The following is a 10,321-nucleotide window of genomic DNA, read 5'->3' as shown; positions in this document are numbered from 1 at the left end:
GCGCTCACGCGCAGCCGGGGCGAGCTGCGCGCCTGGACGCCCGGGGCCGCCGCACGGCCGCGTTCGCCGGCGTCATGCTCGCGCTGCACTTCGCCACCTGGATCACGGCCCTCACGCTCACGTCCGTGGCGGCGGCGACGGCGCTGGTCGCGACGCAGCTGGTCTGGGTGGTGCTGATCGACCGGCTGCGCGGCACCCCGGTCGCGCGTCCGGTCGTCGTCGGGTCGGCCGTCGCGATCGCCGGCGTGCTGGTCGTCTCGGGCGTCGACCTCTCCGTCTCCGCCGAGGCGCTGGCAGGGGACGTCTGCGCACTGCTCGGCGGCGTGTTCGCGGCGCTGTACCTGGTCGCGGGGGAGTCGGTGCGCCGCTCGCTGTCGACGACCGCGTACACGTTCGTCTGCTACGGCATCTGCGCGCTCGTCCTCGCCGTTGCGTCTGGGGTCGGGCTCGTCCCGCTCGTCGGCTTCAACGCCGAGGACTGGCTGCTCATCCTTGCGGTCACCGTGGTGGCCCAGCTCGGCGGGCACTCGATCTTCAACCACCTGCTGGCGGTCATGAGCCCGACCGTCGTGTCGCTGTTCATCCTGCTCGAGGTGCCCGGGGCGGCCCTGCTGGCCGCGCTGCTGCTGGGCCAGGCCCCGGCCTGGGGCGTCTACGCGGGCCTGGCGCTCATGCTCGTCGGGCTCGCGGTCGTGACCCTCGCCCGGCGGCCGGCGCCCGACGAGGTGCCGCTCGCCGAGTGAGTGTGACCTGGGCCGCACCGCAGGGGAGCCGGACGGGCGATAGCCTGCCCGAGCACCGACCCCTCAGACAGCGGAGGCCCTCGTGGGACGCCTTGTGAGCACCGACGGACTGACCGACATCCAGCAGGAGATCCTCAAGACCGTCCGACAGTTCGTCGACAAGGAGATCATCCCGGTCGCCACCGAGCTGGAGCACAAGGACGAGTACCCGACCGAGATCGTCGAGGGGCTCAAGGAGCTCGGCATCTTCGGCCTCATGATCCCCGAGGAGTACGGCGGGCTCGGCGAGTCGCTGCTGACCTACGCGCTCGTGGTCGAGGAGATCGCGCGCGGCTGGATGAGCGTCTCGGGCGTCATCAACACGCACTTCATCGTGGCCTACATGCTCAAGCAGCACGGCACCGAGGAGCAGAAGCAGAAGTACCTGCCGAGGATGGCCACCGGCGAGGTGCGCGGCGCGTTCTCGATGTCGGAGCCGGCGCTCGGCTCGGACGTCTCGGCGATCACGACCAAGGCCACGCGGACCGACGACGGCTACGAGATCACCGGCCAGAAGATGTGGCTGACCAACGGCGGCTCGTCCAACCTCGTCGCGGTGCTGTGCAAGACGGACGAGGGTGCCGACTCGGTCTACAAGAACATGACGACGTTCCTGGTCGAGAAGGAGCCCGGCTTCGGCGAGACGCCCAGGGCGTCACGGTGCCCGGCAAGATCGACAAGATGGGCTACAAGGGCATCGACACCACCGAGATGATCCTGGAGAAGCACCGCATCTCCGCGGACCAGGTGCTCGGCGGCGAGCCCGGCAAGGGCTTCTACCAGATGATGGACGGCGTCGAGGTGGGCCGCGTCAACGTCGGCGCCCGCGCCGTCGGCATCGCCAACCGCGCCTTCGAGCTCGGCATCGCCTACGCCCAGCAGCGTGAGACGTTCGGCAAGCCGATCGCCCAGCACCAGGCGATCCTGTTCCGGCTGGCCGAGATGGCCACCAAGGTCGAGGCCGCGCACACCATGGTCGTCCGCGCCGCGCGGCTCAAGGACGCCGGCGAGCGCATGGACGTCGAGGCCGGCATGGCCAAGATGCTCGCCTCGGAGTACTGCAACGAGGTCGTCGAGGCGTCCTTCCGCATCCACGGCGGCTACGGCTACTCCAAGGAGTACGAGATCGAGCGGCTGTACCGCGAGGCCGCGTTCATGCTCATCGGCGAGGGCACCTCGGACATCCAGAAGATGATCATCGGGCGCAACCTGCTCAAGCAGTACCAGGCCTGACGCCGCGACGAGGGCCCGGTGGAGCACCCGCTTCCACCGGGCCCTCGTCGTGCCGCGGGGCTACCGTGGCAGCCATGGCTGAGATCTTCTCCCTGCAGTTCCCGCAGTCGCTGGGCACGTTCGAGCACTACGCGGACGCCCAGAGGGCCGTCGACCACCTCGCCGACCACGACTTCCCGGTCGAGAACGTGCTCGTCGTGGGCACCGACCTCAAGCAGGTCGAGCGCATCACCGGCCGGCTCACCTGGGGCCGGGTCATCCTGGCCGGCATCGCGTCCGGCGTCTGGCTGGGCCTGTTCGTCGGCCTGCTCCTGGGGCTGTTCGCCGAGCCGGGCAGCTGGTTCGCCACGGTGCTGAGCGCCGCCGCGTTCGGTGCGGTGTTCGGCGCGGTGTGGGCGGCCATCGGGTACGCCTTCTCGCGCGGCCGCCGCGACTTCAGCTCGGTGCAGCAGATCCGTCCGTCGCGCTACGAGGTGCTGGTCGAGCACAAGCACCTGGCCCGCGCCCAGGAGCTGCTCGTGCAGCTGCCCGGGTACCGCGCCACCGACTTCTGAGCCCGTGTGGGCCGGCCACACGCGTCCGTGAGCCGGGTGCGCCAGGATGACCACGGCACACCCGCGAGCGTGAGGACTTCCATGGGCAAGACGAACCCGGGCAACTACTTCGAGGACTTCACCGTCGGCCAGGTGATCGAGCACGCCACCCCGCGCACGATCACCGAGGGCGACCGCGCCCTGTACGGCGGGCTGTACCCGACCCGGTTCGCCGTCCCGTCCTCGGCCGAGTTCGCCGCGTCCGTGGGCCTGAGCCCCGCGCCGGTCGAGGAGCTGCTCGCCTTCCACGTCGCGTTCGGCAAGACCGTGCCGGACGTGTCGCTGAACGCGGTGGCCAACCTGGGCTACGCCGAGTGCCGCTTCCACCAGCCGGTCGTCCCCGGGGACACGCTGCGCACGCGCTCGGAGGTCATCGGGCTCAAGCAGAACAGCAACGGCCGGACCGGTGTCGTCTACGTCCGCTCGACGGCCACGAACCAGCGCGGCGAGGTCGCGCTGGAGTGGGCCCGCTGGGTGATGGTGCACAAGCGCGACCAGGACGCCCCCGCGCCCGAGACCGTCGTGCCCGACCTGGCGAAGGCCGTCGACCCGGCCGACCTCGTGGTGCCGCAGGGCCTGGACTTCACCCGCTACGACGTCGCCGCCGCCGGCGAGCCGCACCGGTTCGACGACTACGAGGTGGGCGAGAGGATCGACCACGTCGACGGCGTCACGCTCACCGACGCCGAGCACATGCTGGCCACGCGGCTGTGGCAGAACACGGCCAAGGTGCACTTCAACGTCGAGGCCCGGCCGGACGGGCGGCGGCTCGTCTACGGCGGCCACGTCATCTCGATCGCCCGCGCCCTGTCGTTCAACGGCCTGGCCAACGCCCAGCTCGTCGCCGCGATCAACGCCGGCTCGCACACCGCGCCCGCCTTCGCCGGCGACACCGTCTACGCGTGGTCGGAGGTGCTCGACAAGGCCGAGACGTCCGCCCCCGGAGTCGGCGCCCTGCGCCTGCGCCTGGTGGCCACCCGGGGACGGGACGAGTCGATGACCCTGCGCGGCGACGACGGGAAGTACCGCGACGGCGTCCTGCTCGACCTCGACCTGTGGGCGTTCGTGCCGCGATGAGCGCCGAGATCTGGCTGGTGCGCCACGGCGAGACCGAGTGGAGCTCGACCGGCAGGCACACGTCCGTCACCGACCTCGACCTGACGCCGGAGGGCGTCGAGGTCGCCGCGGCGCTGCGTCCCGCGCTGGCGCTGGTGGACTTCGACCACGTGCACAGCAGCCCGCGCCTGCGCGCGCGGCGCACGGCTGAGCTGGCCGGCTTCCCCGACCCGCAGGTCGACGACGACCTGGTCGAGTGGGCCTACGGCGACTACGAGGGCATCACGACGCCCCAGATCCGTGAGCGGGACCCCGGCTGGACGGTGTGGGACGGCGTGACGCCCCAACGGCGAGACGCCCGCCGAGGTCGCGGCGCGGCTCGACCGGGTCGTGGACCGGGCGGTGCGCGAGGGCGGGCGGACGCTCGTGTTCGGGCACAGCCACGCCCTGCGCGTGCTGGCCGCGCGGTGGCTCGGCCTGACGCCGCAGCGGGGCCGCCACTTCTTCCTCAGCACCGCGACGATCTCGGTGCTCGGGGAGGACCGCGGCGAGCGGGTCGTGCGGCACTGGAACGTCTCGCCCGACCAGGCGCGTCCGGGCTCGCTAGCCTGAGTCCCGTGCGCATCGACCTCCACACGCATTCCGACCGGTCCGACGGCACCGACTCGCCCACCGAGCTGATCGAGAACGCCGCGCGCGCGGGGCTCGACGTGGTGGCGCTGACCGACCACGACGCGACGGTGGGCTGGGACGAGGCGCAGCAGGCCGCGGACCGCGTCGGCGTGCGCCTGGTCAAGGGCCTGGAGATCTCGACCGAGCTGCACGGCAAGAGCGTCCACCTGCTCGGCTACGAGGTCGACCCGACGCACGGGCCGCTGCTGGCCGAGCTCCAGCGGGTGCTGGACGGACGCGACAACCGGCTCCCGCTCATCCTGGAGAACCTGGGCCGGCTCGGCATCGACCTCACCGCCGAGGACGTCGCCCGCTGGTCCGGCAACGCCGCGCGCGACGCCCGCACGTCGCCGACGCGCTCGTGGAGAAGGGAGTCGTGGCCAACCGCGACGAAGCCTTCGACCGCTTGCTCAAGCCGGGTCGGCCGGCGTACGTCAACCGCTACGCGGCGCCGCTGCACGAGGCGGTGCGGCTCGTGCAGGACGCCGGCGGCGTCGCCGTCGTCGCCCACCCGTGGTCGCGTGGCAGCGACCGGGTGATGACCCCCGAGGCGATCGCCGAGCTGGCCGGTCTCGGGCTGGCCGGGCTCGAGGTCGACCACAACGACCACACGCCCGAGCAGCGCGAGCGGCTGCGCGCGATCGCCGCCGAGCTCGACCTCGCGGTCACCGGTTCCAGCGACTACCACGGCACCGGCAAGATCGACTTCCCGCTCGGCTGCCACACGACCGCCCCCGAGCAGCTCGAGCGCCTGCTGCCGGACGTCCTCGCGTGAGGGTCTCGGCGAACCAGCAGCGTCTCGCGATGAACCTGTGGCCGACCTACCGGTTCGCGGGCATCCGCATCGAGCGCATCGCCCCGGACTGGACCGAGGTGGACGTCCGCCTGCGCGTCCGCGGCCTGGCCCGCAACGCCGTCGGCACCGCGTTCGGCGGCTCGCTGTTCGCGATGGGCGACCCGTTCCTCATGCTGATGGCGATGAAGCAGCTCGGTCCCGAGTACGTCGTGTGGGACAAGCAGGCCGCGATCGACTTCGTGAAGCCCGGACGCGGCACGGTGCGCGGCCACTTCGCGCTCGGTCCGGAGGACGTCGCGCTCATGCGGGAGGCGACCGCCGACGGCAGCAAGCACCTGCCCTGGTTCGAGGACGTCCTGACCGACGAGTCCGGCGACGTGGTGGCCCGGCTCCGACGCCAGCTGTACGTCCGCCGCAAGCGCTGAGCCGTCCGGTGGCCCCGCCCGGGTGCACGCTGGGGGCATGGCCTACGACACCGAGCTCGCCGAGCGGGTGCGCCAGCTCGTCTGCTTCGAGCCGGGCACGTCCGAGAAGGCGATGTTCGGCGGCCTGGCGTTCCTGGTGAACGGCAACATGGCCGTCGCGGTCAGCGGGCAGGGTGGGCTCATGCTGCGCGTGCCGCCCGAGCACACCGACGAGGTGACGGTGCTGCCGCACGCCGGGCCGATGGTCATGAGCGGACGGCCGACCCGCGGGTGGGTGCGGGTCGACGCCGCCGGCTGCGAGGACGACGCCGAGCTCGAAGGCGTGGGTCGCGCGCGGGCTCGACCACGCCCGCAGCCTCCCGCCGAAGGAGTAGGCCGGGCCCACGGACGGTCCCGGGCTCCTACACTGCACCGGTGGGACTGATGGCTCGGGTGACGCTGCGAGCGTTGGCGTGGAGCGCGGTCGTCGGCACTGTGGCCGGGACCGCGACCGTCGTCCTGCTGGTGCTGTTCAACGGCGCCGACGGGGACGTGCTGGACCTCCTGGCCCTGTGGGCATGGGGCCTGGTGGTCGGAGCCGGGAGCGGCATCGCGCTCGGCACACCGGCCGGTCCGGCGGTGGCGGCTGCACTGCACTGGTCGCCGGCGCGTCCCGCGGGCGCCGTGGCGGTGCTGGCCGGCCTGGCGACCGTGGCGGCATGGACGACCCTCCTGCTCCTAGCCCTGGGGTGGGGACCGATCGCGGCCGCCTACGGCGCGTGGGCGGTCGTCCCTGCCTTCGGTCCTGTGGTCGCGACCGTGCGCCGCGAGCGGCGACGGGCGACCGTCAGCCGGTGACGCCGAACTGCTCGACCTTGATCGCGTCCGCGCGCATGCCCGACTCCTGCAGCAGCCGCGTCGCGTAGGTCGCGAAGCCCGGGGACCCGCAGACGTACGCCACCTCGGCCTTCTCGACCAGCGGCGCCACCTCGTCGGGGTAGGGCGGGGACGCGACGCGGTCGCCTAGGTTCTCGCGGGTCAGGGCGGTGAACGCGCCGTGCCGGTGCAGCTCGTCGAAGTAGGGCAGCTCCGTACGGGAGCGACCCACCGCGACCAGGCTCAGCCGGTCGTCCAGGCCGCGCCGACGGGCGTACCGCTGCATCGAGACGAACGGGACGACGCCCGTGCCGCCGCCGACGCAGATCGCCCGCTCCTCGCCCTCCCAGACGAAGTAGCCGCCGATCGGGCCGCGCAGCTCGAAGACGTCGCCGACCTCGGCGACGTCGTGCAGGTGGCCGGAGACCTCGCCGCCGGGCATGAGCTCGACGGCCAGCTCGAGCAGCGGGTCGTCCGGGTCGGACGCGACCGAGTACGAGCGCTGGGCGGTGTAGTCGTCGGGGGCGCGCAGGCGCACGACGTAGTGCTGGCCGGGCAGGTGGTCGACGCGGTCCTCGACGTGCAGGCGCAGGCGGACCAGCCGCTCGCTGGGCTGGTCCTTCTCGATGAGGCGGCCGGTCGTCCAGCCGCCGGTGGGCGGGGCGCTCACGGATCTCCTTGGTAGCGCTGCTCGAGCCACGGGTCGCCGCGGTCGTGGTAGCCGTTGCGCTCCCAGAAGCCGGGCTGGTCCTTCGCCAGCAGCTCCAGACGGGTGACCCACTTCGCCGACTTCCAGAAGTACAGGTGCGGGACGACGAGCCGGGCGGGCCCGCCGTGGTCGGGCGTCAGCGGCTTCCCGTCGGCCTCCCACGCGACCCACGCCTTGCCGCCGGTGACGTCCTCGAGCGGGAGGTTGGTCGTGTAGCCGGTGGTCGAGTGCGCCAGGACGTACGCGGCCTCGGGCAGCGGGCCGGCCGCCTCCAGGAGGGTGTCGACGCTGACGCCGGAGAAGCTCATGTCCAGGCGCGACCACGTGGTCACGCAGTGGATGTCGCCGACGTAGGTGGAGGCGGGCAGCTCGTGCGCCTCGTCCCACGTCCAGGTGGTCGACCGCTCGACCAGGCCGTCGACCGTGATCGTCCAGGCCTCGGGGCGCAGGTGCGGGGTGACCTCCGCGGTCAGGGTGGGCCACGACGACCCGGCGTCGTACTGGCCGGGGGCAGGCGGTCGGGACGCTCGGGGCGGCGCCGGCCGGTGAAGCCTCGGGTCACGGGCATGCGTCCACCCTAGGCGCCTCCCCGTCCGGGCTCACCTCGACGCAGCGCTGCCGAGATGTGTGAGGAAATGCACCGGTGCGGGCGCCGACGCGGTGCATTCCTTCACACATCTCGGGGGAGCCAGGCTCGGGTGAGGGACGCTCAGTGGTCGGCGAGGAAGGGGAGCCAGGCCTCGGCAAGGCCCTCGGGGTTCTCGATCGCGGGGGAGTGGGCGCTGTCGGGGACCACGTGCGCCTGCGTCCCGTAGCGGCGGGCCATCTCGTCCTGGACGTCGAACGCCCAGGCGTCGTCGTCCGCGCCGCGCCCGACCCACACCGGCAGGCCCGAGCGCTGCGCCGCCTCGACGAGGTCGGGGGCCTCGAGCAGGTGCACGGTCACCGCGCGCAACGACGCCACCGCGTTCGAGAGGAACTTGCGGCGGGTGAACTCCTCGACGTCGGCGGGCTGGTCGACGCGTCCGCGCGCGGCCTGCAGCTGCTCGTAGACCTCGGGCAGAGTGTCGCGGTCGAGCACCTCGACCAGGTGCGACAGCGGACGGTCGGGGGACTCGCCGAGCGCCCCGGGACCGGTGCACAGCAGCGACAGCGAGCGCCACGCGTCCGGACGCGCGGCCGCCGCCGTCTGGGCCACCAGGCCGCCGAAGGAGTGCCCCAGCAGGTGGACGGGCCCGGCGCCGGCCGACTCGGCCACGGCGACGGCGTCCTCGGCGTAGCCGGCCAGCGAGTAGTCGTCCTCAGGCAGTCCGGTGGTCTCCAGCTGGCCGCGCTGGTCGTAGGCGGTGGCGCTGAAGCCGGCGGCCCGCAGCAGCGGCAGCAGGGGCGCGAAGTCCTCCTTGCTGCCGGTCCAGCCGGGCACGAGGACGGCGTGGGCCCGCGGGACGTCCTCGGGCTCGGTCGACAGCGCGGCGAACGTGCCCCGCGCGGTGGCCAGCGACACCGGGACGACGTGCTCGGGCAGGCGCAGCGTGCGGGGCGTGCTCACCGGCCCCTCCGCGCGACGCGGGCGACGATCGGGGCAGGCATGTGGCGGGCGAGGGCGCCGAGCACCTTGTAGCGCCAGGACGGCACGGAGACCGCCTTGCCCTTGTCGAGGTCGGCGAGCGACTCGGTGACGACCTTCGGCGCCTTCAGCCACATCCAGCGCGGGACGGTGCTGATGTCGGCGCCCATGCGCTGGTGGAACTCGGTGCGCACGAAGCCGGGGCAGACCGCGGTGACCTGCAGGCCGGCGTCGGCGTACTGCCAGCTCATCCAGCGGGTCAGGTTCAGCAGCCACGCCTTGTGGGCCGAGTAGGCGCCGCGCGGGGTCCACGCCGCCACGCTGCACACGTTGAGGACCTGCCCGCGGCCGCGTCCGGTCATCGCCTTGATCGCCGCGTCGCTGAGGTGCATGGGCGCGCGCACGAGCAGGTCGAGCTGGCGGTCCTCGTCGGCGACGTCGGTGGTGCCGAACCACCCGGTCAGCGACGCGCCGGCGTTGTTGACCAGCAGGTCGACCGGACGCGCGTTCGAGCCGACCAGGCCGGCGGCGACGTCGATGCCCTCGGGCGTCGACAGGTCGGCCGCCTGGACGTCCACCTCCACCCGGTGCGCGGCGCGAAGCTCGGCGGCCAGGGCGTCGAGGCGCTGCTGGTCGCGGGAGACGAGGACGAGGTCGTAGCCGCGCCGGGCGAGCTCCTGGGCGTAGGCGCGACCGAGGCCGGCCGTCGGGCCGGTGACGAGAGCACGGGGCATGGGCTCAGCATGCCACGGCGAGACGCGCCTCGCGGAGGGCCTCGCGATGGCATGCTGAGGCCATGACGACGACGCTCGCGGTGGCCAACCAGAAGGGCGGCGTCGGCAAGACCACGACGGTCGCCTCGCTCGGCGCGGCGCTCACCGAGCGGGGCCTGCGGGTGCTGCTCGTCGACCTCGACCCGCAGGGCGGCCTGACCTTCTCGCTGGGCATCGACCCCGAGGACGTCGAGGTCACCGTCGGCGACGTGCTGCTCGGACACCGGCCGGTCACCGACGCCGTCGTCGTGACCGACGAGGGCGTGCACCTGCTGCCGTCCAACATCACCCTCACCCGGGCCGAGGAGCAGCTGGTGAGCCGCACCGGCCGCGAGCGCCGGCTGGCGGTGGCGCTGGACGTCGTGGCGGCCGACTACGACTGGATCCTGGTCGACTGCCCGCCCACGCTCGGCGTCCTCACCGTCGGCGCGCTGGCCGCCGCCGACGAGGTGCTCGTCCCGCTGCAGTGCGAGACCCTGTCGCACCGCGGCGTGGGGCAGCTGCTCGACACCATCCACGACGTCCAGCAGCTCGTGAACCCCCGCCTGCGCGTGCTCGGCGTGCTGCCCACCGCCTACGACGGACGCACGCGGCACGCCCGCGCCGTGCTCGACACGATCGGCGAGACGTACGGCCTGTCGGTGCTGGAGCCGGCGATCCCCAAGTCCGTGCGCTTCGCCGAGGCCCCGGCGATCGGACGGTCGCTACTCGGCACCGCGCCGCGGCACAAGGGCGCGGTCGCCTACCGCGAGGTCGCCGCCCGCCTCGTCGGCTGACCGGTCCCCGACGCACCGCAGCCCGGACGCACGAGGTGCGTCCGGGCTGCGTCGTGGTGCGGGGTGCGGCTACTCGGCCGAGCC

The 10,321-nt window shown here is 73.0% G+C and carries 15 protein-coding genes and 1 pseudogene; 12 read left to right on the top strand and 4 right to left on the bottom strand.

Annotation, left to right across the window (positions count from 1 at the left end; all coding sequences use genetic code 11):
* The 11 genes and pseudogenes from AC2W7G_RS04125 to AC2W7G_RS04075 form a co-directional block, all read left to right on the top strand.
* A partial coding sequence (locus AC2W7G_RS04125) for a DMT family transporter (RefSeq protein WP_485867321.1) occupies window positions 1-743 on the top strand: 743 nt, incomplete at its 5' end.
* An 82-nt stretch (window positions 744-825) separates the two neighbouring features.
* Window positions 826-1,497, top strand: a complete 672-nt coding sequence (locus AC2W7G_RS04120) for an acyl-CoA dehydrogenase family protein (protein ID WP_485867320.1) — start codon at window positions 826-828, stop codon at window positions 1,495-1,497.
* Complete coding sequence (locus tag AC2W7G_RS04115) at window positions 1,443-2,015, top strand: acyl-CoA dehydrogenase family protein (RefSeq protein ID WP_485867319.1); 573 nt, start codon at window positions 1,443-1,445, stop codon at window positions 2,013-2,015. Before AC2W7G_RS04120 ends, AC2W7G_RS04115 begins: the two co-directional genes overlap by 55 nt.
* A gap of 74 nt (window positions 2,016-2,089) precedes the next feature.
* Complete coding sequence (locus tag AC2W7G_RS04110) at window positions 2,090-2,569, top strand: YflT domain-containing protein (RefSeq protein ID WP_485867318.1); 480 nt, start codon at window positions 2,090-2,092, stop codon at window positions 2,567-2,569.
* Window positions 2,570-2,650: 81 nt separating this feature from the next.
* The gene (locus AC2W7G_RS04105; protein WP_485867317.1) at window positions 2,651-3,685 is read left to right on the top strand and encodes a MaoC family dehydratase; all 1,035 of its coding nucleotides are present in this window, start codon (window positions 2,651-2,653) and stop codon (window positions 3,683-3,685) included.
* Window positions 3,682-4,276: pseudogene (locus AC2W7G_RS04100) on the top strand (histidine phosphatase family protein). The gene AC2W7G_RS04105 and the pseudogene AC2W7G_RS04100 overlap by 4 nt, the downstream one beginning before the upstream one ends.
* 5 nt (window positions 4,277-4,281) lie before the next feature.
* Window positions 4,282-4,875 (top strand): PHP domain-containing protein, encoded by a 594-nt coding sequence (locus tag AC2W7G_RS04095; protein WP_485867316.1) that lies wholly within the window; start codon window positions 4,282-4,284, stop codon window positions 4,873-4,875.
* The gene (locus AC2W7G_RS04090) at window positions 4,872-5,111 is read left to right on the top strand and encodes a hypothetical protein (protein ID WP_485867315.1); all 240 of its coding nucleotides are present in this window, start codon (window positions 4,872-4,874) and stop codon (window positions 5,109-5,111) included. Before AC2W7G_RS04095 ends, AC2W7G_RS04090 begins: the two co-directional genes overlap by 4 nt.
* Window positions 5,108-5,557 (top strand): DUF4442 domain-containing protein, encoded by a 450-nt coding sequence (locus AC2W7G_RS04085; protein ID WP_485867314.1) that lies wholly within the window; start codon window positions 5,108-5,110, stop codon window positions 5,555-5,557. The genes AC2W7G_RS04090 and AC2W7G_RS04085 overlap by 4 nt, the downstream gene beginning before the upstream one ends.
* A gap of 37 nt (window positions 5,558-5,594) precedes the next feature.
* The gene (locus tag AC2W7G_RS04080; RefSeq protein WP_485867313.1) at window positions 5,595-5,981 is read left to right on the top strand and encodes a TfoX/Sxy family protein; all 387 of its coding nucleotides are present in this window, start codon (window positions 5,595-5,597) and stop codon (window positions 5,979-5,981) included.
* Complete coding sequence (locus tag AC2W7G_RS04075) at window positions 5,972-6,394, top strand: hypothetical protein (RefSeq protein WP_485867312.1); 423 nt, start codon at window positions 5,972-5,974, stop codon at window positions 6,392-6,394. Before AC2W7G_RS04080 ends, AC2W7G_RS04075 begins: the two co-directional genes overlap by 10 nt.
* Here the strand turns inward: AC2W7G_RS04075 and AC2W7G_RS04070 are convergent.
* The 4 genes from AC2W7G_RS04070 to AC2W7G_RS04055 form a co-directional block, all read right to left on the bottom strand.
* The gene (locus AC2W7G_RS04070; protein WP_485867311.1) at window positions 6,384-7,082 is read right to left on the bottom strand and encodes an FAD-binding oxidoreductase; all 699 of its coding nucleotides are present in this window, start codon (window positions 7,080-7,082) and stop codon (window positions 6,384-6,386) included. The two genes, AC2W7G_RS04075 and AC2W7G_RS04070, sit on opposite strands and share 11 nt — an antisense overlap.
* Window positions 7,079-7,534, bottom strand: coding sequence for a molybdopterin-dependent oxidoreductase (locus tag AC2W7G_RS04065; protein ID WP_485867322.1), 456 nt, complete (start codon window positions 7,532-7,534; stop codon window positions 7,079-7,081). The genes AC2W7G_RS04070 and AC2W7G_RS04065 overlap by 4 nt, the downstream gene beginning before the upstream one ends.
* Window positions 7,535-7,830: 296 nt before the next feature.
* A complete protein-coding gene (locus tag AC2W7G_RS04060) occupies window positions 7,831-8,670 on the bottom strand; it encodes an alpha/beta fold hydrolase (RefSeq protein WP_485867310.1) in 840 nt (279 codons plus the stop codon).
* Window positions 8,667-9,422: an SDR family NAD(P)-dependent oxidoreductase gene (locus AC2W7G_RS04055; protein WP_485867309.1), complete on the bottom strand. Its 756-nt coding sequence runs from the start codon at window positions 9,420-9,422 to the stop codon at window positions 8,667-8,669. The genes AC2W7G_RS04060 and AC2W7G_RS04055 overlap by 4 nt, the downstream gene beginning before the upstream one ends.
* Window positions 9,423-9,484: 62 nt before the next feature.
* Here AC2W7G_RS04055 and AC2W7G_RS04050 point away from each other — a divergent pair, with 62 nt between their 5' ends.
* A complete protein-coding gene (locus tag AC2W7G_RS04050) occupies window positions 9,485-10,237 on the top strand; it encodes a ParA family protein (RefSeq protein ID WP_485867308.1) in 753 nt (250 codons plus the stop codon).
* Window positions 10,238-10,321 lie beyond the last annotated feature (84 nt).

It is taken from the genome of Aeromicrobium sp. PFPM2_SD2, assembly GCF_057364525.1.
Note: the sequence above shows the minus strand (reverse complement) of the source record. Positions and strands in the feature narration are given on the sequence as shown.

Excerpts from the sequence above, each read along its gene's own strand:
- AC2W7G_RS04050 (WP_485867308.1), top strand. The coding sequence starts at position 9,485 with ATGACGACGACGCTCGCGGTGGCCAACCAGAAGGGCGGCGTCGGCAAG.
- AC2W7G_RS04080 (WP_485867313.1), top strand. The coding sequence starts at position 5,595 with ATGGCCTACGACACCGAGCTCGCCGAGCGGGTGCGCCAGCTCGTCTGC.
- AC2W7G_RS04055 (WP_485867309.1), bottom strand. The coding sequence starts at position 9,422 with ATGCCCCGTGCTCTCGTCACCGGCCCGACGGCCGGCCTCGGTCGCGCC.
- AC2W7G_RS04110 (WP_485867318.1), top strand. The coding sequence starts at position 2,090 with ATGGCTGAGATCTTCTCCCTGCAGTTCCCGCAGTCGCTGGGCACGTTC.
- AC2W7G_RS04105 (WP_485867317.1), top strand. The coding sequence starts at position 2,651 with ATGGGCAAGACGAACCCGGGCAACTACTTCGAGGACTTCACCGTCGGC.